The sequence below is a fragment of the Vibrio hippocampi genome (assembly GCF_921292975.1).
In the GTDB taxonomy this organism is placed as follows: Bacteria; Pseudomonadota; Gammaproteobacteria; order Enterobacterales; family Vibrionaceae; genus Vibrio; species Vibrio hippocampi.
Window position 1 is genome coordinate 1,472,196 of sequence record NZ_CAKLCM010000003.1, and the last position, 26,504, is coordinate 1,498,699.

Annotated in this window: 20 protein-coding genes; 15 read left to right on the forward strand and 5 right to left on the reverse strand. The window is 46.1% G+C overall.

What is annotated here, in order from left to right; translation table 11 throughout:
* Positions 1 to 113: 113 nt before the first annotated feature.
* From L9Q39_RS19620 to nhaD, 3 genes are all read left to right on the forward strand, one after another.
* Positions 114 to 1,070 carry an AEC family transporter gene (locus L9Q39_RS19620; protein ID WP_237486878.1) on the forward strand — a complete coding sequence of 319 codons (957 nt, stop codon included), beginning with the start codon at positions 114 to 116 and terminating at the stop codon, positions 1,068 to 1,070.
* A 13-nt stretch (positions 1,071 to 1,083) separates the two neighbouring features.
* The gene (locus tag L9Q39_RS19625; RefSeq protein ID WP_237486880.1) at positions 1,084 to 1,968 is read left to right on the forward strand and encodes a glycerol kinase; all 885 of its coding nucleotides are present in this window, start codon (positions 1,084 to 1,086) and stop codon (positions 1,966 to 1,968) included.
* A gap of 250 nt (positions 1,969 to 2,218) precedes the next feature.
* Positions 2,219 to 3,661: a sodium:proton antiporter NhaD gene (gene nhaD / locus L9Q39_RS19630; protein WP_435532856.1), complete on the forward strand. Its 1,443-nt coding sequence runs from the start codon at positions 2,219 to 2,221 to the stop codon at positions 3,659 to 3,661.
* Positions 3,662 to 3,780: 119 nt separating this feature from the next.
* Here the strand turns inward: nhaD and L9Q39_RS19635 are convergent, their stop codons facing one another.
* The gene (locus L9Q39_RS19635; RefSeq protein ID WP_237486883.1) at positions 3,781 to 4,206 is read right to left on the reverse strand and encodes a universal stress protein; all 426 of its coding nucleotides are present in this window, start codon (positions 4,204 to 4,206) and stop codon (positions 3,781 to 3,783) included.
* Between the two features lie 171 nt (positions 4,207 to 4,377).
* On the reverse strand, positions 4,378 to 5,361 hold the full coding sequence (locus L9Q39_RS19640) for an arginine deiminase-related protein (protein ID WP_237486885.1): 984 nt from the start codon (positions 5,359 to 5,361) through the stop codon (positions 4,378 to 4,380).
* A 487-nt stretch (positions 5,362 to 5,848) separates the two neighbouring features.
* On the opposite strand from L9Q39_RS19640, the gene L9Q39_RS19645 reads away from it, so the two are divergent.
* From L9Q39_RS19645 to glpD, 7 genes are all read left to right on the forward strand, one after another.
* Complete coding sequence (locus L9Q39_RS19645) at positions 5,849 to 7,684, forward strand: ABC transporter ATP-binding protein (protein WP_237486887.1); 1,836 nt, start codon at positions 5,849 to 5,851, stop codon at positions 7,682 to 7,684.
* A 144-nt stretch (positions 7,685 to 7,828) separates the two neighbouring features.
* Entirely contained in the window at positions 7,829 to 8,254 is a 426-nt protein-coding gene (locus L9Q39_RS19650; RefSeq protein ID WP_237486889.1) for a hypothetical protein, read from the forward strand.
* Positions 8,251 to 8,877: an SCO family protein gene (locus L9Q39_RS19655; RefSeq protein WP_237486891.1), complete on the forward strand. Its 627-nt coding sequence runs from the start codon at positions 8,251 to 8,253 to the stop codon at positions 8,875 to 8,877. The genes L9Q39_RS19650 and L9Q39_RS19655 overlap by 4 nt, the downstream gene beginning before the upstream one ends.
* Positions 8,878 to 8,921: 44 nt before the next feature.
* Entirely contained in the window at positions 8,922 to 9,371 is a 450-nt protein-coding gene (locus tag L9Q39_RS19660; RefSeq protein ID WP_237486893.1) for a copper chaperone PCu(A)C, read from the forward strand.
* Positions 9,372 to 9,521: 150 nt separating this feature from the next.
* Positions 9,522 to 9,929 (forward strand): RidA family protein, encoded by a 408-nt coding sequence (locus L9Q39_RS19665; protein ID WP_237486894.1) that lies wholly within the window; start codon positions 9,522 to 9,524, stop codon positions 9,927 to 9,929.
* 218 nt (positions 9,930 to 10,147) lie between these two features.
* Positions 10,148 to 11,656, forward strand: coding sequence for a glycerol kinase GlpK (gene glpK / locus L9Q39_RS19670; protein ID WP_237486896.1), 1,509 nt, complete (start codon positions 10,148 to 10,150; stop codon positions 11,654 to 11,656).
* Positions 11,657 to 11,750: 94 nt separating this feature from the next.
* Positions 11,751 to 13,316 carry a glycerol-3-phosphate dehydrogenase gene (gene glpD, locus L9Q39_RS19675; RefSeq protein ID WP_237486898.1) on the forward strand — a complete coding sequence of 522 codons (1,566 nt, stop codon included), beginning with the start codon at positions 11,751 to 11,753 and terminating at the stop codon, positions 13,314 to 13,316.
* 132 nt (positions 13,317 to 13,448) lie between these two features.
* Here the strand turns inward: glpD and ggt are convergent, their stop codons facing one another.
* On the reverse strand, positions 13,449 to 15,206 hold the full coding sequence (ggt, locus tag L9Q39_RS19680; RefSeq protein ID WP_435532857.1) for a gamma-glutamyltransferase: 1,758 nt from the start codon (positions 15,204 to 15,206) through the stop codon (positions 13,449 to 13,451).
* Positions 15,207 to 15,718: 512 nt separating this feature from the next.
* On the opposite strand from ggt, the gene rsgA reads away from it, so the two are divergent.
* Positions 15,719 to 16,774: a ribosome small subunit-dependent GTPase A gene (gene rsgA, locus L9Q39_RS19685; protein WP_237486900.1), complete on the forward strand. Its 1,056-nt coding sequence runs from the start codon at positions 15,719 to 15,721 to the stop codon at positions 16,772 to 16,774.
* A gap of 232 nt (positions 16,775 to 17,006) precedes the next feature.
* Here rsgA and L9Q39_RS19690 read toward each other — a convergent pair whose 3' ends face one another.
* Positions 17,007 to 19,958 (reverse strand): hypothetical protein, encoded by a 2,952-nt coding sequence (locus L9Q39_RS19690; protein ID WP_237486902.1) that lies wholly within the window; start codon positions 19,956 to 19,958, stop codon positions 17,007 to 17,009.
* A gap of 366 nt (positions 19,959 to 20,324) precedes the next feature.
* On the opposite strand from L9Q39_RS19690, the gene L9Q39_RS19695 reads away from it, so the two are divergent.
* The 3 genes from L9Q39_RS19695 (at position 20,325) to L9Q39_RS19705 (ending at position 23,969) form a co-directional block, all read left to right on the forward strand.
* A complete protein-coding gene (locus L9Q39_RS19695) occupies positions 20,325 to 21,284 on the forward strand; it encodes a transposase (protein WP_237486904.1) in 960 nt (319 codons plus the stop codon).
* Positions 21,285 to 21,608: 324 nt separating this feature from the next.
* A complete protein-coding gene (locus L9Q39_RS19700; protein ID WP_237486906.1) occupies positions 21,609 to 22,253 on the forward strand; it encodes a DUF3299 domain-containing protein in 645 nt (214 codons plus the stop codon).
* Between the two features lie 159 nt (positions 22,254 to 22,412).
* On the forward strand, positions 22,413 to 23,969 hold the full coding sequence (locus tag L9Q39_RS19705) for an amidohydrolase family protein (protein ID WP_237486908.1): 1,557 nt from the start codon (positions 22,413 to 22,415) through the stop codon (positions 23,967 to 23,969).
* Between the two features lie 105 nt (positions 23,970 to 24,074).
* Here L9Q39_RS19705 and L9Q39_RS19710 read toward each other — a convergent pair whose 3' ends face one another.
* A complete protein-coding gene (locus tag L9Q39_RS19710) occupies positions 24,075 to 24,854 on the reverse strand; it encodes a helix-turn-helix domain-containing protein (RefSeq protein WP_237486909.1) in 780 nt (259 codons plus the stop codon).
* A 610-nt stretch (positions 24,855 to 25,464) separates the two neighbouring features.
* On the opposite strand from L9Q39_RS19710, the gene L9Q39_RS19715 reads away from it, so the two are divergent.
* Positions 25,465 to 26,436 carry a hypothetical protein gene (locus L9Q39_RS19715; RefSeq protein ID WP_237486911.1) on the forward strand — a complete coding sequence of 324 codons (972 nt, stop codon included), beginning with the start codon at positions 25,465 to 25,467 and terminating at the stop codon, positions 26,434 to 26,436.
* Positions 26,437 to 26,504 lie beyond the last annotated feature (68 nt).

A 26,504-nucleotide genomic window follows, 5' to 3' on the forward strand; every position in this document is an offset into this window, starting at 1 on the left:
TATAGTATAGGTATAACAGCCTATCGAATTAAGTGGTTGAGTTATATTTTATTGTTTGACAAAGCGTGGAATAATAACCGAGTTCCGTTCTATTGACTAATTTGGACTCACTAATGGCGACTTTTCTTGATCAGCTCTATTTCTCGATTTCTATTGCAGGCCCTATCTGCCTGATGATTATTTTAGGTGTGGTATTCAAACGCATCGGTTTGATCAATGAAAACTTTATTGACGTGGCATCTGCGTTAGTTTTTAAAGTCACTCTACCTGCGATGTTATTTCTAAGCATTGTGACCGCCAAACATGACTTCTCTGCGGCAAGTCAATTCGTTCTCTTTGGTATCGTTGCCAGTATTCTATTTTTTATATTCACCACACTCTGCGTCAATCTCTTTTTCAAGGGATCGGCAGACAAGGGCGTGGTTGTGCAAGGGGGTTATCGAGCCAACACCGCTATCATTGGTCTTGCTTACGTCGCCAACGCTTATGGCGATTCCGGTGTTGCCACCGCAGCACTTTATGTTGCAGCTCATACCTTCTTATATAATATCCAAGCCGTTATCTGTCTAACCCCTAAAGGGGAAACCTCTGGCCTACAAGCGGGCAAAGTTATGCTGACAACCCTCACTAAAAATCCATTAGTGATCGCGATTGTTCTTGGAATGATTTTCTATGTACTTTCTATCCCCGTTCCCGATATTGCCGTGGATGCAGGCAACTATTTTGCTCGTATGACTCTACCATTAGCCCTGTTATGTACCGGTGGTTCCCTAGATCTGCGTACGATGAAAAATGATCAGAAGCCATCTTGGTTTGCGACCCTGTTTAAATTGGTTTTTGCTCCGGTCGCCATTACCACCGCGGCTTACTTGTTTGGCTTTAGGGGTATCGAGCTTGGTATCATCTTCTTTATGAATGCCGCCCCCGTCGCGGCGGCAAGCTACGTCATGGCGAGAGCGATGGGTGGCAACTCAATCTTAGCGGCTAACATTATTGCCCTCACTACGGTGGTATCTACCTTTACTTGTGCCATCGGCATTATGATACTGTCATACATGCAAGCCATTTAACCTGAGGTCACTTATGCAGCAAGCACTCTCTGCATCCGCACTTGCCAAGAAGCTCAACGTCTCGACCAAGGAGCTTCTCACCCAATTGAAACATGCCAACTATATTACTTGGCATGATTCTAAGTGGCTGCTTACCGATACAGGGCGTCGCTTTGGCGGACACTATGTGGAGAGTGAAAAGTACGGTCGCTTTATTGTTTGGCCACCGCAGCTCGTTATTGACGAAAATCTGATCAGTGACTCTCCCTTAACCGCCACGCAAGTAGGTGCTCACTTTGATTTGCCTGCCAAAAAAATCAACTTACTATTCAATGAACTCGGCTGGATAAACCGCGAAGATCAACAATGGGTGGCAACCCCGAGCGGTATTCGAGCCGGCGCGATTATTCGTCATGACAGCAGCAAGCAATCTCAATATAACAAGCAATCTCAGTATGTAGTTTGGCATGCGAGTGTTGTGCGGAATGTTCGCTTAAAACAGACGGTGCATGAATTTAAAGGGACCAATGCGGATCGCCGTTCGACCGACCAATCACTTGAAAGCTTTCGTGAGAAGTTCTCTGCTAAATTTCGAACTTTAGATGGTCATTATGTGCAATCTCAGGGAGAACTCGTTATTGATAACTGGCTTTATATGGCAGGGCTGCTGCACGCTTATCACCGTCAACTGCCTATTGATGCCGATATTGTCAGCGATTTTTATCTGCCTCAAAGCAAAATCTATATTCAGTTTTGGCCCGAAGAAAAGTCAGAAAAACAATTACAACAACGGCAACAGATTCGACAAGTCTACCAAGACAATAATTTTCATCTTATTGAGCTTTATCCAAACGATCTTCATGACTTGGATGAAAAACTGCCTAAACTTCTTCGCGAATTTGGTGTTTACGCCTATTAAGTTATTTTTCGACCCGCGGAGTGCAATCTAAGGACTCCGCTTTCAATACGGTAACCTGCCGAATTTCATCACTCTTTTCGCCATCATTTTCCATTCCCGCGTTTATTGCTACATCTAAGTCTACATTTTTTACCATTTTGCAACACTTCGAGTCAGCTCACAAAGAAAGTTGTCGAAAACTCCTAAAATAGCCCGACCAAAGTAACAATATACTAACAATTGATAGTTCGAAACGTTTTAAGGATTACCCATGTTATCAATGAGTCGATGGCCAACCCTATTTTTTTGCCTTTTCTTTGCCACGTCTACTTTTGCTTCAGAAAGCGCTACCCAAGGAATGTTAAACCTGACCCAATCCACCGTCGGTTACGTCTGCCTGATCGTATTTGGTGTCGCCTATGCGTTGGTGATGCTGGAAGAGTATCTGCAACTCAGAAAGTCGAAACCGGTACTGCTCGCGGCTGGCATTATTTGGATAATGATCGGCTTTGTGTATCAACAAGCAGGACAAATTGACGTTGCCAAAGCCGCCCTTGAGCATAACCTGCTCGAATATGCGGAACTGCTGCTGTTCTTATTAGTTGCCATGACTTACATTTCAGCAATGGAAGAACGTCGCCTGTTTGACGCGCTGCAATCATGGATGGTGAGTAAAGGGTTTAGCTTTCGAACCCTATTTTGGCTGACCGGTATTTTATCTTTCTTTATTTCACCAATTGCCGACAACCTGACGACAGCGCTGCTGATGTGTGCGGTGGTACTTAAAGTCGGTGGCAGCAACCTTAAATTTGTCAATATCGCCTGTATTAACATTGTGGTTGCCGCTAATGCAGGGGGCGCGTTTAGTCCGTTTGGAGATATTACGACCTTAATGGTATGGCAAGCAGGTCATATTGAGTTTTCACAATTTATGCCCTTGTTTATTCCCTCGGTGGTCAACTACGTGATTCCCGCTGTCATCATGTCATTCTTTGTCCCCAAGCTACAACCCGATACGGTGCATCTTGAAGTGGAACTTAAGCGCGGCGCATACCGCATCGTTGGTCTGTTTATCTTAACGATTGCAACCGCAGTAGCGTTTCATGCAGTACTGCATTTCCCTCCTGTTATCGGCATGATGATGGGCTTGGCCTATTTACAGTTCTTTGGCTTTTTCCTCAAGAAAACACTTCCTCGTTCTATTGCCAAGAAAAAAGCGATTGCTATCGCTAATCAAGATGATGCCGCACTGCAGCGCTTAGGCTCGATTGTGCCATTTGATGTTTTCCGCCGTGTCTCACACGCCGAATGGGACACGCTGTTGTTCTTCTATGGCGTCGTGATGTGCGTCGGTGGTTTAAGCCTGCTGGGCTATTTGAGCGTGATCTCTGAAGTAATGTATACCCAATGGGATCCTATCGCCGCCAACATTATGGTTGGGGTTCTATCCGCTATTGTTGATAATATTCCGGTAATGTTCGCCGTTCTCACCATGAACCCAGAACTGTCCATGGGTAACTGGTTACTGGTTACCCTCACTGCGGGCGTCGGTGGTAGTATGCTTTCGATTGGTTCTGCCGCGGGCGTCGCCTTGATGGGTGCCGCACACGGGAAGTACACCTTCTTTGGACATCTAAAATGGGCACCCGTCATTATGCTTGGCTATGCGGCAAGCATTGCCGTCCATCTCTCTATGAATGGCAGCTATTTTTAAATAATTCGGGTAGACCGTCACACTGAATATTGCCGTTCACAACAGTAACAACAAAGAAAGTAAATAAACAAAAAGCACACCGATTAAGGTGTGCTTTTGACTTAGAGTGACCTTAACCGTTAGGTTTCGATTGGGACAACCAAAATATCTGCTGGCGAGCTATGAATAACTTGCCGAGAGGAAGAAATGATCTTGCTCCAGAAGTCTTGGTGGTGACCACAAATCACAAGGTCCACTTTATATTCAAGAACGGTATCTCTTAGCTGTTCGGATAAGTCACCACTCCCGATAATAAAGTGTTTCACTGGGCATTGTGCGTACTCCATAAAGACTCTATGGGTACTCATTGTCTCACCATCAAGCAATTGCTGATTTTGCGACAAGTTAAGATCCAGCAAACCCATGGAGAGATCGCCGTGACTCACATCTATATGGGAAAATGAGACTTCAGCGTCCAAAAGGTTGGCAAGAAAAACAGCTCTATCGATCAGCGTTTTGCTTTCGTCCGAAAGGTCAAGTGCAACCAGAATATGTTTGTATTTCATAACTATTCCCTCTTGCTGTTAATACCCACTTAAACGATAGACATTAATCTGACACTTTGATGTTATCTAGCTCAAAATTTAACCATAATAAATGTAAGGAATATTGATTTGTGAAGCCTTGTTAACTAGTAAGGCAAGCTTTTTGTCATTGCAACCAATAACACTACTCGGCTAGGATTGTGGAAGAAAGACCTCACCCAACATGCAACGAACGCTGCCACCACCAATAGATTCAATAGTCGAGACATCAAAGGGTAACAGTTTGCCGTGACTGGCTAATTGCTTACGCTGAGCGGGTGAAAAAGCCATATAGGCCGACTTGGACATGGCGATCACCTTATCACCCGTCACCGTCTCCAATTGCAAGATATTGCCGCAAAATTGATTCATCTGCTCGATGGTAATATCAATAACCTGCTTCGACTTAGCCAACGACTTGGCGACAAAACGACGCTCATAGTCAGGGATCGCTTCAAGACAAATCACCGCAAAACGTTCGCCGACCGCCATCATAACATTGGTGTGATAGACCGGTTGATTGGACGGTAATTGCGTCTGGAATGACACCACATGAGGATAGCCAATACGCTCAGCGTAATCTTGTAGTGACTCACGCTCACAGCGCTGAGACAGTCCCGCGTATATTGTTTTAGAGAGATGATCCATCACCATTACACCGGTGCTTTCCAGAAAACTGCCTTGCTCAACATACTGAACTAAAGAGTCTTGCTGTTTCACCACTCTTCCCGCTTGTGCCAAAGTTGAAACAAGCGCGTCCGGCTTGACCTCCTCTCGTCGATTTTCACACGCCATGGGAAAAGAAAAAAAGACGCCATCTTGTGTGGTGCTAAACCAGTTGTTGGGAAATACCGCATCCGGAGTCTGGGTCTCGCTGAGAGGATAATCAAACTCAACAACCTGCACACCTTCTGCACGTAAGCCAGAAACCATGGCATCAAACTCATGCATCGCTTGGGCACGCAGTGTCCCTTGATCAAGGGAACTTCTTGTTTGGAACTCATTGTCTTGTGCCGTCTGGGCATTAAAGCCAAACTCTTTCGGTGGCACCATCACTACACAGTCGGCATTTTGGCGGATCGATTGACGACTCTGACCGATGAAAGGTTTGGTTTGAGCTAATATTCCCTGCTTCATTACATGTCCATCCAATGGAAATTGATCATTACTAGAAATTCTAGATGCTCCCAAGCGCGGTTATTGACTGAAATCATCGTCAATATGCAGGCTAAGTGACGACTTTTGCGGAATTATGACGAATTGACGAGCAATATTACTGCTAGCCAGCACAAATCCATGTAATTTTAGGCTGAGAAAGCCTTCTTTTCTGACCTCGAGACTTTGTCTTCTGACCAAAAGCCTGCGATTTATGGTCGCGGAGATAGCGACTTTGGCTAAGCGAATTTGTTGTTGCTTTTGTTCGGAAACTATACACTTACTCCATCTATTCCCTTGTTGCTCTTCCTTGACTTCAATGTTTCCACTACCTCTCCTTAAAAGGAAACAGAAAGAGGAACCAAAAATAATTCAGATTATTAGCAACTTTGATGATAGATTTTTAACCCGAATAACACACTGGAAGCCTTGCTACCAGTACTCTCTCCTTTGTTAAACTAGGTGAATCATGTTTAAACGCTTTGAATCATTCACGGACGCCTTTCCAAAGCAAGAACCTTCTCAACCACCTCAGGGAATTTTTGCCTTTTGTCGTCACTATACCCGCGGGTTCGAGATCCCCTTGGTCATTATGGCGCTACTGAGCACCACAGTTGCCATCATTGAAGTCGCGCTTTTTGGCTTTATGGGCACGCTAGTAGACTGGCTTTCCAGCAGTAATCCTGAAACCTTTATGGCAGAAAACGGCAGCACCTTGCTTGGTATCGGCTTAGTCATCTTGCTGGTCATGCCAATACTTATCGTGGTCTACTCGCTGCTAACGCACCAGACATTGCTCGGCAATTATCCTATGTCGATCCGTTGGTTAGCTCACCGCTACCTGCTTAAGCAAAGCTTGTCGTTTTATCAAGACGATTTCGCTGGGCGTATCGCCACCAAGGTAATGCAAACCTCTTTGGCAGTACGTGAAACGGTGATGAAAACCGCGGATGTATTTGTTTATGTGTCGGTCTATTTTACCTCTATGCTGGTTATTCTAGCGCAAGCAGATTGGCGCTTGATGATGCCTATGTTGTTGTGGCTATTCGCTTATGTCGGTATTCAGATCTACTTTGTCCCCAAGCTAAAGAAAGTAGCCTCAGAACAAGCCGATGCTCGCTCACTGATGACAGGACGTATTGTCGATAGCTACACCAACATATCTACCGTCAAATTGTTTTCTCACAGCCGCAGAGAAACGGACTATGCCGAACAAGGAATGGAAGGCTTCTTAGATACCGTTCACCGTCAAATGCGCTTAGTCACAGGATTTGACGTCTGTGTGCAGATCGCCAACTACGTATTGCTGTTTTCTATTGCCGCCATCTCTATCTGGCTATGGATGGGCAGCGCGCTTACCGTGGGTTCTATCGCCATTGCCATCAGTTTGGCTCTGCGTATCAACGGTATGTCGATGTGGATAATGTGGGAAGTCGGCGCGCTGTTTGAAAATATGGGAACCGTCGTTGATGGTATGAAAACCCTATCAAAACCCGTCGATATTCAAGACAAACCGCAAGCGAAACCACTGGCTGTCGATAACGGCGGTATTGAATTTGATAATGTCAGTTTCCACTATGGCGAGAAAAAAGGCGTCATCAGCCACCTTAATCTCAACATCAAACCCGGAGAAAAAGTGGGCTTAGTGGGTCGCTCTGGCGCGGGTAAATCAACGCTGGTCAACTTGCTGTTGCGATTCCACGATGTTGAGGGTGGGGAAATCCGTATTGATGGTCAGCCGGTTTCCGACGTCACCCAAGACTCATTGCGCAGTAAAATCGGCATGGTGACACAGGACACCTCGCTGCTGCACCGCTCAATTAAAGATAACATTCTTTACGGTAATCCCGATGCCAGTGATGAGGCGCTAATAGCTGCAACCCAACAAGCCCATGCTCACGAGTTTATCGAAACCCTTAGCGACCCGTTTGGTAATCAAGGTTATCAAGCTCAAGTAGGTGAGCGCGGGGTGAAACTGTCCGGTGGTCAGCGTCAGCGTATCGCTATTTCACGCGTACTCCTGAAAAATGCGCCAATCTTGATTCTGGATGAAGCAACCTCGGCATTGGATTCCGAAGTCGAGGCCGCCATTCAAGAGAGCTTAAACGAGTTAATGGAAGGAAAAACCGTGATTGCTATCGCGCACCGACTCTCTACCATTGCTGCGATGGATAGATTGATCGTGCTGGATAAAGGCGAGATTGTTGAACAGGGAACACATCAACAACTCGTTGAACAAAAAGGTATTTACGCTCAACTTTGGGCTCACCAAACCGGTGGATTCTTAGGCGACAAAGAAACCTAATACAAAGGAACCTAACATAGTGCTTTTTATTAGCACTGGGTCAAAAAACGGAGCAAAACGCTCCGTTTTTTTAACTACTTCTCTTACCTCGACCAGCGAGCATGTTAGTATCGATTTACTTTTTATTGCCTATTTGATAACAAATTGAACATTAAAAACATACTCATACTGCTTGTACTCGCCACTGGACTGGGTTTTATTCTGCCCACAGTGTGGCAATCCATCTCTGAACCGACTCCGGATCTCAGTCAATACTGCATGCTCTCTGATCAAGTCTGTCAGCAAGGTGAGGTCAAAATCAGGCTCGACCATGTCTATGTCCATCCACTGACCGCAACCCCTGTCGAGGTCTTCTGGCCAAACGCAACCACGGACGAACTGTCGATGTCTTTACAAGGTGTTGAAATGAATATGGGACAAGTGCAGGTCAAGCTAACCATGATCAAACCTGATGTGTTTCAAGGAGATATCCTGCTCCCTATTTGCAGTGAATCGCAAATGACTTGGTATGGGTCGATTACTGATGGTCAAAAAACCGTACAAACCGCATTGAGGATGAAAGAGCGATGAAATTCAAGTGGTTATTATTGGCACTCGCGGCCTTTGTTTTAGGGATTTCGAGCAAGCTTTATCTTGATTATCACACCCAACAGAAAAAAATGGATCAACTGGCGCAAGTACCCGATTCTGTGCTTTATGGTAAGCACAACCGACCTGTCACGCTATTTGCCGCAAGCGATCCAAGAATCCGTATTCTCTATTTTGGCTTTACCCGCTGCCCCGATGTCTGCCCAACCTCTCTTGCTATGTTAGCTGGCGCGCTAAATCAATTGGAGGTCGACACTCTTGATCAAATTTGGCCGATATTTATTTCACTCGATCCTGAGCGTGATAGCGCAGAAGCCGCGTCCGAATATGCCGGATATTTCCATCCACGAATTGATGGTCTGTCGGCACCGTTAAACATTACTCAACCGCTTGCTCATCAGTACGGTGTGATTTTTCGCAAAACCGAACTCGAAGACTCCAAGTTGGGCTATACACTCGACCACAGCTCATATTTCTATATTTTACAACCCGATGGCTCGCTAATCGAAAAAGTACCACATACCCTGACACCCGCTCCATTGCTTGAGGCAATACGTCGCGTCACCCAAAAACAATACATCCAGAAACAATACATCCAAAAATAATGCACCTAAAACTAAAGTAGCCAAGCACAAAAATAGGATCACTTATGAAGCTCAACTCCCTTATCCTGACCTTATTAGCCCTAAGTCCATTCGCCAATGCCACGCAATGGCTGGAGGTTGAGAATGCTTATGTCAGAGCAACACCGCCTCACGCCACCACCAGCGCCATGTTTGCTACCATTCACAACAACAGCGACCGCGACCGAACTCTGGTGAGTGCAACGACAGATTTAGCCCAAGTGGTCGAGCTTCATGATGTCATCATGGACGGAGATATGATGCAAATGCGTCAAATTAGCCGCATTAGCATCCCCGCGAGCCAATCCGTTGCGCTGGCGCCAGGCAGTCTGCATGTGATGCTACTGGATCTACTGGGTCCACTCAAAGAAGGGCAACAGGTAGCGATCACTTTGACGTTTGCCGACAATGAAACGGTGACGTTACAGGTGCCGGTGAAAAAGGTGATGGCGGGTATGAAGATGAAGCATCACTGACGCAACAACAACGATTACTGCTCAATAACAGTGCAATAAAATTTATTTAATACAATCACCTAGCTCTCTCATCCCATAGAGCCTCAATTTCGCACCTTGGCATAGTCATTGCCTAGTTAACTCCATCTAAATTCAAATAGGGTTACTATTATGTCTACCGATGCGATCACCTTTCACATGGTTGAAAACGGTCCCACCCCCGTTGCACCATTCAGCCATGCCACAGAATCTGGAGGCTTTGTCTTTGTAACAGGTCAAATGCCCGATCAGCCCGGCACACCCGGCGTCTTGCCCGATACAATTGAAGAGCAAACCGACAATGTGATGAGCAATCTCAGCACAGTACTGGATGGCTTAGGACTTGGCTTGCAAGATGTGGTGATGGTTCGAGTGTTTCTTACTCGTTTCCAGCAAGACTATGCTCGCTTTAACGCAAAATACAAAACCTATTTTGCCGAGGGATGCCTACCCGCACGCACTTGCGTTGGAGTCACTGGATTAGCATACGATGCCTTGGTAGAGATTGACCTCGTGGTGCGTCGACCGACCGTATCCTAAAACGTGAAAAACATGCGTGAGAAAAGTGCATGTGAAAATGCTACCCAACACTAAAATGCGATGTTAAATCAGCCACTTTTGAAGTCGTTACTACTCTCTATTTATCAGCCAAACTTATCAGCCAAGTAAATCTCGTTAAAACTCACATCTTTGAGTTGCTTGGCTATAAGTTTGCCCTGTTCTCGCTAGACTAGAAGTATAAAAACAAGGGGGTAGTTATGACCCAGCAAACCTATATTGTGGCACTTGATCAAGGCACAACCAGTTCAAGAGCCGTTGTCCTCGATCACGATGCCAATATTGTCAGCGTCGCACAGCGTGAGTTTAGCCAACTCTATCCTCAAGCAGGGTGGGTAGAACATGATCCCATGGAAATTTGGGCGACTCAAAGCTCAACACTCGTCGAAGCGTTAGCGCAAGCCGGTATCAACAATAACCAAGTGGCGGCGATTGGTATTACCAATCAGCGAGAAACCACCATTGTCTGGAATCGCCATACTGGAAAGCCGATATACAACGCGATTGTCTGGCAATGTCGTCGTACAGCGGATATTTGCGACCAATTGAAAAGTCAGGGGCTTGAGAACTATGTCCGAGAGCAGACCGGTTTACTGCTGGACCCTTACTTCTCCGCCACAAAAATTCAGTGGATTTTAGACAATGTTGAGGGTGCCAGAGAGTTGGCGGACGCCGGCGATCTGCTGTTTGGCACCGTGGATACTTGGCTAGTCTGGAAACTCACCGAAGGGCGTGTCCACGCGACGGATTACACTAATGCATCACGCACTATGCTGTTCAACATTGACCAACATTGCTGGGACCAAACGCTACTTGATGCACTCAATATCCCTCTAAGCATGATGCCAGAAGTCAAAGCCTCATCATGCCTCTACGGTCAAACCAACCTCGGAGGTAAAGGCGGCGCGCATATTCCTATCGCGGGTATCGCCGGAGATCAACAAGCGGCGCTATTTGGACATCTGTGTGTCGAGGCAGGTCAAGCCAAGAACACCTATGGAACTGGCTGTTTTCTACTGATGAATACTGGCAAAGAAAAAGTGCTGTCGCAAAACGGTCTGCTGACCACGCTCGCTTGCGATAAACAGGGGCAGCCAGTCTATGCGCTTGAGGGGTCGGTGTTTATGGGAGGCGCTGCCATCCAGTGGTTAAGAGACGAAATGAAACTTCTCGCCGACGCGAAAGATTCTGAATACTTTGCCACCAAGGTCGACTCTTCCGATGGCGTTTATGTGGTTCCCGCCTTTACCGGTTTGGGAGCGCCTCACTGGGAACCCCATGCTCAAGGAACCATTGTCGGTCTGACGCGAGGCACCAATTCCAATCATATCATTCGAGCGACGCTAGAAAGTATCGCCTACCAAACCCATGATGTGTTAACAGCGATGCAAGCGGATGCCAATATTACCCTAACCCACCTCAAGGTAGACGGAGGTGCCGTCGCCAATAACTTCCTTATGCAGTTCCAAGCGGATCTACTGAACACTCTCGTCGAGCGCCCTAAGGTAACGGAAGTGACCGCACTAGGCGCTGCCTACCTTGCCGGTATCGCTGTTGGCTATTGGCAAGCTCTTGAAGAACTGGAAAACAAGGCTGAGATTGACACCTTATTTCAACCTCATCCTGACGATGACAAACGACAGCGTCGCTATCAAGGCTGGCAACATGCGATCAAATGTGCGCAGTTTTGGGCTAAGAATGCAGACTGATGTATCGCTATTGATACATGGATATTGATGCACGGATATTGATGTAAAAGCCATCCACTTAGGTATCAATATTAAAAAGTGACTGGGGGAAAGTATGCAATTAAACGCAACAACAGGACACCCAAAAAGCGAGGATACTAAAAGCCACGATACAAAAAGTTCCGGAATAAAAAGCTTCGATATTATTGTTATCGGTGGCGGTATCAATGGCGCAGGGATTGCTGCGGAATGTGCAGCGCAAGGTTTAAAAGTTGCGCTGTTTGAAGCGAAAGACTTCGCATGCGCGACTTCTTCCGCCAGTTCCAAACTGATTCATGGCGGTCTGCGGTACTTAGAGCATTACGAATTTAGATTAGTGTCGGAAGCACTGGCTGAACGGGAAGTATTGTTACAAAAGGCTCCCCATATCGCCTACCCGATGCGCTTTTGTCTCCCTCATCGACCTTTTTTACGACCGAAATGGATGATCCGCTGTGGGCTGTTTCTCTATGACCACTTAGGAAAACGTACCACCTTACCTGCGAGTCAGCAGATCCGTTTCCCAACCAACACTCCACTTAAAAGTGAGTTCACCGACGGCTTTGAATATTCAGATTGCTGGGTCGATGATGCGCGCTTGGTGATGCTCAATATCCTCGCAGCCAAAAATGATGGCGCATGGGTTTGCAACTACTCAAGGGTGGACCAAGCAAGGCGAGAAGGAGACCTCTGGCAGGTTGAAGTCACTGATCAAATGACCAAACAGTCATCAAGTTTTCGCGCTAAAGCCGTCGTGAACGCCGCGGGTCCATGGGTTGAGGATCTCTTTCAGCAACAACTCCAATTAGCCTCTCCTCGTCACGTTCGCCTGATTCAAGGATCACATATCGTTGTGCCGCGACTGGCTCAACAACAAGAGGCCTATATCCTGCAAAATGCCGATAAACGGATCGTATTTGTTATCCCCTATCTTGATCAATTTTCGATGATTGGCACCACCGATGTTGAGTACCAAGGCGACCCGTATCAAGTCACTATCACGGATCAAGAGACCGACTACTTGCTCGACGTCGTCAATCAACACTTTACTCAAACCCTGAGCCGAGACGATATTATTTGGAGCTTTAGTGGAGTAAGACCGCTGTGCGAAGATGAGTCATCCAGTGCCCAAGCCGTGACTCGCGACTATACCTTAGAGATGGACCAAGGTGAGCTGCAAGCCCCACTACTCTCCATATTTGGTGGCAAACTCACCACCTATCGAAAGCTTGCTATGGCAGCGACGGAGAAACTTCGCCCCTGCTTTCCTGCCATGCTCAATAACTGCACACAAGCCACACCTCTCCCCGGAGGCGACTTAGGGATGAGTCGAGAGCAGTATCTGCAAACGCTCACAACCCGTTATCCATGGCTAAATGAAAAGCTACTACACCGATATTTCAACCAATTCGGCAGCCATGTTCATTCCCTGCTTTACGGCATAACTTGCAGCAGTGAACTGGGACTGTGCTTTTCGCAACAGGCCGGCGGCGTTTATCAATGTGAAATCGATTATCTGCTTCAGCAAGAACTGGCGATGACGGGGGAAGATGTGCTGTGGCGACGAACTAAATTGGGGCTGTATTTGAGCAAAGAAGAGGCTGATAACGTGACGGATTATGTTAAAGAAAAGGCGAGGTGATCGCTGATTTGATTTAAAAGCTTGGATTCATAAACTTGAGACCAGAAACAAAACCAGTAGGTTGATAAAAATAGCGCCTGTTACCTTTATATTTAACAGGCGCGACGACTATTGAATCAATGGCAAGGATCGCTATTGTGCGACAACCAGTCCCTCTCGACGTGGGTCCGCTGCGCCAACCAACTGTTTATCTTGCAACTGAATGACTTGAACGCCGGAATTTAAATCCCGAATTTTAGTTTTAAAGCCAATCTGCTCTAACTTCGGCGCCCAACGCTCTGCGTCTGTTCCTTTCTCCAACTCAAAAGTACCAAAACGATTATTCATATTCGGTAGATTCACCGCTTGCTGAAGATCGAGCCCCCAATCCAAATGCGCAATCAGAGTTTTAGCGACATAGCCAATAATCTGGCTGCCTCCCGGCGATCCAATAGCCAGATAAGGCTGACCCTCTTTCAAGACTATGGTCGGAGCCATAGAGGAACGAGGTCGTTTACCCGGCTCAACGCGATTGGCAATTGGATTGCCTTCTTTATGGGTTCGGAAAGAAAAGTCGGTTAATTCATTATTGAGCAGGAAACCATCCACCATTAATCGAGAACCAAAACCGTTCTCTATCGTCGTCGTAATCGACACCATATTCCTTTCGCTATCAACAATAGAAAAATGACTGGTTGATGGCAGCTCTATTGATTCATCTAAGGCATAGTTTTGTGCATGCGACCAGGGAGGCGAACCAGCGGCGACCGAAGCGAGAGCTTTTGGCTCTGCCAGCAACTTGGCTCGTTGTGCTAAATAATCCGCATCTAACAAGCCCGCTGTTGGCATAGGCACAAAATCACTGTCTGCCATATAGCGACCTCTATCGGCAAACGCCAAGCGCGAAGCGTCACCGATAAGACGCCAACTATCAATGCTATCGACACCATATTGAGCTAATGGGTAGTGTTGAAGCATTCCCAAAATCTGCCCCAACGTTAACGCGCCAGAGCTAGGCGGTCCCATGCCACAAACAGAATATTGATGATAAGGAGCACATACGGCTGGGCGCTGTTTAGTGGTATAAATCGCTAAATCTGTCAGGCTAAGAACACCTGGATTAGTGCTATGATTGCTGACCGTATTGACAATATTTTCCGCCACTTTTCCACGGTAAAAAGCTTGCGCTCCCTGCTGAGCGATCGCCGTCAGCGTATTGGCATAAGCGGGGTTTTTTAGTGTTGCTCCCGCTTGGATAGGCTCACCATCTTGATTAAAAAAATAGCTTTTGGTTGAGGCTGACTGTTGCAAACGCTGTTGATCTTTCGCCACCAACGCGGCAAGCCGAGGGCTAACCGTAAAACCTGCCGTTGCCAACTCAATCGCTGGTTTAAACAGATCCGCCCAAGGTAATTTTCCATACTTTTGGTGGCTATCCCACATCAATTTCACTGTGCCCGGAGTACCGACAGAACGTCCTCCCACCACGGCATCATAAAATTTCAGTGGCTCACCTTCTTTATCCAAAAACAGCTCAGGCGTCGCGGCAAGCGGGGCGGTTTCTCTACCGTCTAACGTTGTGATCGCTTTTTGGCTTTGATCCCAATAAACCAAAAATGCACCACCACCAATCCCCGAAGACTGTGGTTCGACCAACCCTAATACCAGTTGGGTCGCCACCATTGCATCAATCGCATTGCCCCCTTGACGCAGCATTTGAGCACCCGCTTCACTGGCGTATGGATTGGCTGATGCAACCATCCAATCCTGCCCTGTCACCGACTGCTGAGTGGTTAACTCGGTCGATGATTCTGGAGCAACGGCATCCGCACTCTGTTGCGCGTACGTCACCATCGGCGTCGCGGTCAATAACGTGCAAAATAGTGTCGTTAACCTTAAACGATAAAACATAGTACCTCCTTGTAAGCCTTGTGATTTTTTCCAGACATAACCCCAGCATAGCAACAAGGACAGCCTCAATAACAATAAATAATCAATATCATCACTCCCCTCGGTGGGCGACTGCTGGCAATTCATCACCAGAATGCTATTATCCCGTGGTCAATTGACACCTTGTTTATAATAATTTCTTTATAAACTTTCTTTATAGACTTTCTTTATAAACTTTCTTTATAAACATAGCTTAGGAGGATTTCATGATTGTAATGCACACCCACCCGGTAAAAGTGGCGGTTATTTAATTAATTTAGCGAATCTTTGTTACTTCATTCTATTTACAACAATGTCGCTTATCCTACCTGCCCATTTACCCGGTGTTTATAACCGGGGTCTCCGTGCTTTTAGTCAACTTACCGCTTTTCGTAAACTGACAAGTTTTGGCACACTTACAAAAAAGTAAGCTCCTGACCCTTTGAATTTTTGCTGATTTACGCAATTAATTTATGCCATCAATAGGACTTACAATGTCATCTCATTTTTCATATCCAATGTCGCTACCCGAACTTGGTTGGAAATCATTTTTTCAACAACAACTGACTCTCGATGATTACGAGGACACTTCAGTCGCCCGTATCATTGCTCACCACCGCAGTGGTTATATTGTCGCAACCGAGACTCAGGAGTTTCACCTTGAGCATCATATCTCGCACCCTCAAATGACGGTGGGAGACTGGATATTGATAGACAGTGAGCTTCGTTTCAAACGACTACTAGAGCGCAAGTCTCTGTTTAGTCGCAAAGCGCCCGGCTCAAAGCTAGAGCAACAGTTTATTGCGGCTAATGTCGATACCGTGTTTATTGTCTGCTCACTCAACCACGACTTTAACCTTAGTCGCATCGAGCGTTATCTGGCTTTAGTCAATGAGTCACAAGCGCAAACCGTGATCGTATTAACCAAGATGGATCTGTGCCCTGACGTTGAATCAATGCGTCAACAGGTCCAATCCCTTGACCCATTTATGGTAGTTGAAACGGTCAACAGCTTAGATAACTATTCACTCAAGGGGCTAAAATCTTGGTGTGGACAGAGCCAAACCGTCGCCTTTATGGGATCGTCCGGTGTGGGGAAATCTACTCTAGTCAACAGCTTGCTGAGTAATCAAGCCCAAGCCACGGGTGGGATTCGTGAAGACGACAGTAAAGGGCGTCACACCACGACTTCACGCTCTATGCACAAAATGCCCGATGGCGGCTTGCTACTCGACACGCCGGGCATGCGAGAGATACAACTCGCCGGTAATGAGACTGGCGTCGCTGAAACCTTTGCGGATATCGAATCTTTGATAGAACAGTGTCGCTTTAGTGACTGTCAGCATCAAAACGAACCGGGTTGCGCTGTTCGCAAAGCCTTGCAACAAGGCTCCATTGAGGAAAGACGGTTAGACAACTACTTCAAACTGCTCCGCGAACAAGCCCGCAACAGCGCCTCCTTGGCAGAAAAGCGCAGCAACGCTAAGCAATTTGGTAAGTATATTAAATCGGTACAATCGGAAAGTCGTCACCGTAAAAAAGGGTTCTAGGCACTGATAAACCCAAACCACCTCAAGCGACCAAGTTCAGTGAGGTGGATTTGGGTTTATGTTTTGCTCATGGCTTCATCGAAACAAGTAAAAGACAGCCTCCCTAGCCCTATGTCACTGACTATCGTTATACTTCTGAGTGCGACCATTATTTAGCAACTCACACTTGAAAAATCGATGACCTTGTCTGTCTCAGTGAATCTAATTGTTGCCTAGTGATGACCTCATCCGCTTAATAGCAATTCAAATCTACCGCAGAGGTTCCCCCACTTCTCCCCCAACCCACTACCGTCCCATCTGACTTTAGTGCGACAAACGCACCACCAATGGCAAAAATCGTATCTACACTCGTCAACTGCGATTGTACAGAGGAAGAATCACCACCATAAGTAGAAAGACCCCAAGTCACCACGGTCCCATCCGACTTTAAGGCCGCAAACGCATAGTCACTAGAAAAAATAGTATCCACACCCGTAAGCTGTGATTGCACAGAGGATGAATCACCACCATAATCAGAGCGCCCCCAAGTCACCACTGTCCCATCCGACTTTAGGGCGGCAAATGCACCATGATGGGCGGAAACAATCGTATCCACTCCCGTCAACTGTGATTGCACCGCGGAGGAATCACCACCATAACTAGAATTGCCCCAAGTCACCACTGTCCCATCCGACTTTAGGGCGGCAAATGCCTGACTAGTAGAAACAATCGTCTTCACACCCATAAGTTGCGATTGTACCGCAGATGAATCGCCACCATAAGAGCTATGCCCCCATGTCACGACCGTTCCATTCGACCTTAACGCAGCAAAAGCCCTCCCATAGTGACCAGAAAAAATAGTATCCACACCCGTAAGCTGCGATTGTACAGAGGATGAGTCACCACCATAACTAGAATTGCCCCAAGTCACCACTGTCCCATCCGACTTTAGGGCGGCAAGCGCATATCGATTAGAAAAAATCGTCGTCACATTCGTCAGTTGCGATTGCACCGCGGAAGAATCACCACCATAAGTAGAATCGCCCCAAGTCACGACACTCCCATCCGACTTTAATGCCGCAAACGCCCGCCAACCAGAAAAAATCGTCGTCACATTCGTCAGTTGCGATTGCACCGCGGAAGAATCACCACCATTAGTAGAATCGCCCCAAGTCACGACACTCCCATCCGACTTTAATGCGGCAGCTCCACCAAGCACCGTGAAAAAAACCGAATTCACATTCGTGAGCTGCGATTGTACCGCTGATGAATCGCCACCATTACCGCTATGCCCCCATGTCACGACACGCCCATCCGAGGTTAATGCAACAAAAACCCCGCCATCACTAGGAAAAATCTTATCGACATTTGTGAGTTGCGATTGTAGTGCGGGTGGATTGGGATTGCCAACGAAGAACCCCCAACTCTCTACTGTCCGGTCTGGTTTAATCGCACTAAAAGCATACCCATGCTTTTGGGGTACAATATCAACATACCCAAAATAAGCCCCGTTGGACGCTGTTGCACCTCCGGCTGTAGCTGTGATGGTAACCTCTCCTTCCGTGCTATCTTGTACACCAAAGTCAAACTGACCATTGGCATCGGTAAAGTAGTTATCGCCCGCCTCTTTGGGATTGAACTCCGCCGTGGTTGACAGAGGTGGTAGCGATAAATTGACGTACTCACTGGCATAAGGTGTACCGCTCCCTTTTATTACAGTGGTTTCAAAATTAGCGGTATACCCAGGTGCTGCGCAGCGGCTCGGTTTTGGCATCAAAGCAAAATACCCTTCTTTATAACAGGTTACTTGATACGCTTGCCCTGCTACAACCGAACCAACCGTCCCATCATCAAGGTTCACGGTCCGATAATCTGGCGCGGCCGTGGTGCCATCGTTGGCCAGGTAGTGATGTGTTATTGGCCAATCTTTTAGCACTTTTGGTTTGCCTGCTGGGTTATTCACCAAATCTTGCATCGCCGCCGTCGTCGGTAAGCTTGCGCCTAAAGCTTGGCAATAGGCGATCGCTTCACTGGTATGATAACCCGCGATATCAATGGCAGGAGAATAGCTGTTATCGGTGAGTAACTCGGAATAGACGGTATCAGAATAGAGCGACTCTAAAACACTCTTTGGGGCAGTAAAATATTGGATCACGCCAATCTCAATACCCTCCCAACCCGGCAACTGGTCTGGGTCACCCACCGCGACACGGAGGATCCCCATTTCCGTCCCACCCTTACCATCATCCACCATATAAGTGACATCATGATAGCGGCTTTCGCTGGCTTGAAAGTTAAGGCGTTTTTCATTCCATGCTGCTGAAGCGATGGAGACGGTGGCATAAAACGAATCCACACGATTCAGACCGTAGTCTTTACTGTCATGATCCGTCGTCACGCAACCGCTAATATCAATCAGGGTGTTGGTATTGGGCAACACTGGAGTGGGATGGTAACAAGTTGGCTTAATGGTCAACCCTTGGTTGTTACCCTCGCCGACCACCACATCAAGGATGCCCAGTTTGTTGGTATTGCTGGTGGTATTGGTATAAGTAAATAAAATACGGTCGTGACCCACGGTGGACGCCGGGGTGTAGGTTAAGGTTTGAGCGCTGGCGTTTATCGTCACACCACCCGAATAAGGATAAGCGTGTGAATAGGTTGATAGCAAGGTAAAACCGGTAAGCGTCTCGCCCATGTCGGTCAATAAGCTGCCCACATTAATGGTCTGCGCCCCACCCTCCAGCAACACCGCCGCGCTGATAGGCATCATATCGACCACGGTGACGGTAGCACGAGGAGATGGCGTGACCAAACGCATCACCCCAGAGGTGACAGAGTCGTTGGTGATAGGGGCGGCACTGGCGACGGTGTAGCGATAGTCGCACACCGCGGTGGCCGTGTCGGATGGCGACGGAATCAACAAGGTTGCATTGCGGATTTGTGGCGCAGCGCAATCTGCACTGCCGTTGGTTAACCGTTCAACCTGAGTGATAGAAAACTCACTGTCATCCGACACCACAACTTGAGGCTCTAGATTAACGGTAAAGGACTGAGCAGATTTAGAGGTGACCACAAAATTTTGTGCATTAATCGTCACCGGTAATGCCTCGTCTACTATGTTACTATCATCTTTTTCCGACTCAGACTGACAGCCAAAAATACTAAACAGTAAGAATAATATTATATATTTTTTAATTTTCATTATATTTTCCGCACCCCGCCTATATAACAGCCAAACTTTTCAGATATCCGTGCAAGTTCAAATGTATCCACCGTCACGACAAAGTTTTAAAGCTTGTCATGCAAAAAAAAAATGGTTGCATCATGCTGTTTATTTAAACCCTCCTTGCTAATTTAACTGGCGTAAGTTAGTGCAAGCCAAAACCCAAAAGGACAAGCCCAAAAAAAGAAACCCAAAAGGACTAAACACCAAAAAGGACAGGCATATTATGAAATATGAAACTGTTATTTCATAAAACTTCAAACTCACTCGTAAAACTCTGTGGTGATTCAGATTTTTATCAACTGGCGGGCTATATTGGTGAAAATTCCACCGCTGGAGCCCATCATGACCCAAGCCAGAAGTCAGCAAGTGTGTTTAGACGCCACACCTTACTATCACTGCGTTTCCCGCTGTGTTCGCCGTACATTTCTGTGCGGTTATGATGAGCAGTCACAAACCAGTTATGAGCATCGACGGGGCTGGATACAGTCCAGAATCAAGCAACTAAGCCAAGTTTTTTGTATCGACATCTGTGCCTATGCTGTGATGAGTAATCACTATCATGTGGTGGTACATATCAACCAACAACAGGCGGAAGCATTGTCGGACTTTGATGTGATAGAGCGGTGGAGTCAGCTTCATACAAAACCCGTGCTAATCCAGCGTTTGCTTTCAAATCAGATAAAAAGTGTTGCCGAGTTAAACGCAGCCAATGAAATCGTGGAGCAGTGGCGAGAGCGCTTATACAGCCTTAGCTGGTTCATGCGCGAGCTGAACTTTGACATTGCGATGAAGGCGAATCGAGAGGAGGACTGCACAGGACACTTCTGGGAAAGTCGCTACAAAAGTCAGGCACTATTAGACGAAAAAGCGCTACTTGCTGCCATGGCTTATACCGACTTAAATCCTGTTCGAGCAGGCACGGCTAAAAAGCCAGAAACATCAGACTATACCTCAGTTCAAGACCGCCTCAAGGCTCTAAATCGTGGGCAACCCACCGCTCCGTGTCTTCACCCATTTATTGGAAACGCAACCCATGAAACGTTAGCTGGGATCCCTTTCAGACTGATGGATTATCTTGAACTGGTCGACTGGACTGGACGAGAATTTAGGCAAGGAAGAACGAGTATTAATGCCGACTTACCGCCACTTTTGGAAAGGCTAAACCTTACGCAACAAGAGTGGCTCAAAGTGTGTACTCAACTAGAAAGACAGCGAGCGACTTTAGTTGGCAGCAAAGCCAGCTTTCCATCAGCAATAGCGAAGATGCAACGGCAGCGGATGTGTGGCTACTCGCTTGGATAACGTAACGTCATTGATAAACCCTCTAACTGGCATCAGCAACGAAAGCTGAGCTTTCGCGTGGCTGTCATTCTAGCATTTCCCTCATTTTTTAAGGTTATTAGCTTAACCTTACTCAGAAACACCATACGTTAGAATCTAAGGAAAATGGATTTGGAGTTGTTGTTAGATTTACTTTTAATATGCCTGTCCTGATTTTGGTGGTGTATCTAACTTCCGCATTGTGGCGCAAAATGACCTACGCAAGCTCTCAAATACCCACTAACATTCTCTTATACCGCAGCAAAGGATACGGATTTTTAAGTTGCTAATGAATTCGGAGACTTTATGAACACTATTTACAAATTTTGCTCAATGCTGACTGTATTATTGAGTACCTGCGCCCTGTCAAACGAACTGATCATGTGGGAAGACTTGATTCCTCCTCCGTCAGAAAATATTGAGGTTCCAGCACTTAATCAACAGCAAGTGAACCAGTTGTTTGCGGTATTAAATCATCAAACCAACAGTCAGACACGAGCGCTAACTGAAGACGAAAAGCGCGATCTACAACACAACACGTTACAACTTAAACAAGCTGGATTCGATGCCAATACATTGCTTGCACTACGAGCGCGAGCATTGGAAATCGAGCATCAGCGTCTTACTTCGGTAAATACCAAGTTGGATTTAAGAAAGGTCACCATTCCAGGCTTTGTTGTCCCGTTAGAGATGGATGGCATGCTCACCACCAAGTTTTTGCTGGTGCCCATTGCAGGAGCCTGTATTCATACACCGCCTCCACCGGCTAACCAAACTATAATTGTCGATATTGACCAAGGCTTTAACTTACAAGACTTGTACAAAGTCATCACCGTGTCGGGCGACATAAAAGCCTACGAACAAGATTTACCGATTTCATTTGTTGATGGCACCGAAGTAGTCAGTACTGGCTATACAATGAAAGCAACGACCGTCAACTATGTAGAGTAGTTAAAACGCTTGGTATGCCAGTTCTTGTTGATTAAATGATCCCGTCATCATTGAGACATCATCGTTTTTGAAACTACTGATTTTAGATGCGGAGTCATCAGCTAAGCCTCTTAGAGCCTGCAAGTCCCCCATTCACGTAACGATCTATTAGGATACATTATGAAACGATCAATCCCAGTCATCACAATGCCTTTGATACTCATCGCCACGAGCGGCAGTGCATTGGCGACCTCGTACGACCTTGTGATTTCTGGAGGTCACGTCATCGACCCAGAAACTGGTCTTAGCGATGTCCGAAATATCGGTATTAATAAAGGTACCATTGAAGTCATCAGCCAAGACGTTTTAACGGGTAAGCAAACCATTGACGCCAGTGGACACATTGTGTCACCAGGGTTCATCGATCTTCACCACCACGGTCAAAACATTAGTGGCTACCGCATGCAAGCTCAGCAAGGTGTGACAACCGCTTTGGAGCTAGAGTCGGGTATTTTGCCTATTGGCGATTGGTATGACGGTCAGGCGAAAAAGAACCTGCCCATTAACTATGGCGCATCAGCGGCTTGGACTTTTGCTCGTGTTGCCACCTTTACTGGCACTGAGCCAGAAGCCAATTTGCAGTACTTCCAGGCGGCACAAGGGCTCGATAATTGGAAAAATGATATCGCCACTGACGAACAATTTGAACAGATCATCGACTACGTTGAAAAGGGCTTAAACGAAGGCGCAATTGGCATTGGTATTAACGCAGGATACGCACCAGGTTATGGTCGCAAGGAGTATCATGCACTGGCAAAATTGGCGGTAAAACACAATGTCGCGACATACACTCATGTACGATACGCCAGCATGCTAGAGCCCGGCAGCAGCTTTGAGGCGATTCAAGAATTGATTGCAAACTCCGCACTTACTGGTGCAAAAATGCACATCAATCATATCAACAGTACGTCGCTAAAAGACATTGATGCAACCCTAGAGCTGTTTGATGAAGCCACTAAGCAAGGCTATCACGTGACAGCTGGAGCTTATCCTTGGGGCGCTGCGAGTACTGTAATTGGAGCGGCCATGTTTAGCGGTCCTGAATGGAAAGAGCGTTTAGGTTTTCAAGAAGAAAGCATTCAGCTAGGCACTGAGCGCCTAGACAATGAGCAAATGCTTGCTAGACAGCAAAGCGATCCCGGCACGGTAATCAATTGGCACTTCTTAGACGAAGCCATCCCAAATGAGTTGTCAGCATTAGATCGCTCAATTATCCACCCTAATGTATTAATTGAGTCAGACTCCATGCCTTGGATGCTGATTGATGACGGTAAAGTAAGCTATTACGAGGGTGACCAGTGGCCGTTGCCAGAAGAAGCGTTTGCACACCCAAGATCAAGTGGCACATTTACCAAGATTTTGGGCTCTTACGTAAGAGAAAGAGGACTGTTAACGGTAGAGGAAGCAATACGTAAAATGAGCTACATGCCAGCAACAGTACTCGATGGATTTGTACCACAAATGGCAAAGAAAGGTCGTATTCAAGAAGGAATGGACGCTGATATTGTGATTTTTGATCCCGCAACGGTAGATAACCAAGCGACCTATCAAGCACCTTCGGCCATCTCTACCGGTATAGATACCGTACTGGTTAATGGTGAGTTTGTGGTGAAAAATGGTGAGCTGCTCACCGAGGTCGCGCCGGGTCAAGCTATCCGACGTGAAGTGGCAAACTAGTTTTTCCTAAGCCACATTTTAAAACTAAGCGCCCTTTCTGAATTTAGAAAGGGCGCTTTTATAGTTTGTATTCGTCCACCTCATTAACAAGGCACGGTTCTTTTCCTATTTGCTCGCCTGTCTTTGATACTGGGCAGGTGTTTGCCCGACCCACCCTTTAAAAGCGCGGTTGAAGTTAGATAAGTCATTGTAGCCACATCGCCATGCAGTTTCAGACGGGGAGAGATTTTCGCTAAGCAATCTCGTTGCTACCCGACAGCGAGCCTCGTCTCTTAAACAGCGAAAGGTTTGCCCCTGCTCGGCAAGTTTGCGCTGCAACGAGCGAGACGAACTGCCAATAAGGTGTGATAGCCATTCTATATTGAACCAAGGCAATACCGCATAAGTGCTTATCAAAGCGTTGATATCGGTTAGCCAGTTTTGATTGCCGACCCAATGGATAGCAGAAAAGTCATTGGGTAAGGGGATCTCTATCGCACCAAAAGCGTGCCCAAAATATAGCGCTGTGGAATTTAATGGCTGGGCATAGCCCTTTGCTAGGTGACTTGAAAAGCTCATGTATATCGAAGCTGGATCCCATGCATTATCAATATACGAGCGGCACAAAGACACTAACGCAAAGGTACGAAACCATTCTGCTTGATCGTACCCTGGCAAAGACGGATGGTAAGGTCCTCGATGGCATAAGTACCATTTGTCATCAATTTTCTCGGTCCACACGACAACATAATTGTTCAAGGTCGGCATAACATCCATGAGACGGTGAATCACCTGAACCAAGTCATTGCACTGTGCAAACTGGTCTAAAAGCTGCGGCGAAATCTGCTCTATTGTAATCAAACGTCCAACATCGTAGCCAATATTTTGATTTGATTGCCTCATCATAGCGTTCAGAAAACTCATCACTTGAAATGACGATAACCAATAATTGCTTCCCTTCAAATCTTCTGGGAAGCCATACTCAAAGGCGACTTTCTTCCACTCAATACCCTTTTTCTCAAAATATAATAGAAATGGCGCAAGATTGTAGGAGCTGCTTATGTTGATTGAGCTAGGCATAATAGTGACGCTACAAGATTAATTAAAAACTGTTACCAATATAGCGGCTTAGCAGGCTGAACGCTAAAACCGAATAAGCGTACAATTCTTTAGAGATGGTAAGCTAATGAGCTCCAAACACCCAAGTATCCAACTGACTCATTCGATAGTTGGAGGCTTTTTATCACTTAGCGAACCGGTTACATTCTTAACGTTTACGCGAGTCGGTCCACCAAATCCGCCCCCATTTAATTAATTTTATCTAACACTCTCTTAAAACCAGACACATTATTTTGTCAGTATTGCGGCATTTTAAATGAATTTTATCAGCCCTTTGGAGTAGTAATTTTCTTATTTTCAATCGAGTACGCACCACAATAGGAAAACCACTTTACTTGTGAAAGTCGAAGCTTAAAGTTGGTAATAAATACGATGCAACGACAGTGGAGATAGAAAATTGAAAATTATCGATAACCACATAAAACAGTCCCTATACGCTTTCTTCTTATTGTGTTCTCTATTTAGTTTCGCACTCTCGGTCTCAGCACAGCAAAATACATTTGATAGCAAACTGAACTGGAAGGTAGGTGACAGTCAGAGTTATACCGTAACCAAAATAGGCAAGATTTCTCTTCGTGGAGACCCTTATGAGGTCACAACTAATTCAGATATCACTATTTCGGTCTTAGAACGAGTAGGCGATGGATATCTATTGGGCTGGAAATTTGGTGAAACAACATTTGATGATCCTACGATAACCGAAAATCCTATTGTACTAACAATTACAAATATACTTAATGGATTTGAGATGAAACTGGTTGTTAACCGTTACGGTGAGCTTCTTGACGTTAAAAACTGGGCAGAAATGAGAGATAGGGTTTTTACGATAGTTGATAATCTAATGAGCATTCTTAGTAAGGAAGATGTCTTATCTAAAGAGCAATTAGAAGCTGTAAAACAACAAATTTTGTCAATGTACGAGACCAAAGAGCAAGCGATTAATATTACCACCCGTAGCGTTCGGCTTTATTTTGTTGCATCGGGAGTCAAGTACAACTTAGATGAACCTATTGTATATGATGGCGTTTCACCGAATATATTCGGGGGAGACCCCATTCCAGCAAAAATGACATTAACATTGGAAAGTATAGACAAAGAGGCCGACATAGCAAAAGTCTCATGGTTCCAGGAAGTTGACCAAGACGCACTTCAACAAGCGGTTTATGAAGCACTTACCAAAATGGCAAAAAACATGGATACAACACTGCCAAATGCCGATGAACTGCCTAGATACGAAAAGTCGCTGTCGCTTGCCGCTGAGTTGGAGATTGCTGTCAGTTCTGGATGGGTCAATAGAATCAAATATATAAAGATAACAAAGAGTGAAGGCAAAGAAGACATTGAAACCGATATTTGGCAGAAGAAATAGTGCAAGAAATCGCTACCCATGGAAAGTCACCCCATATATAGCCTTCAAACACCTAAGCCTCCAATTGA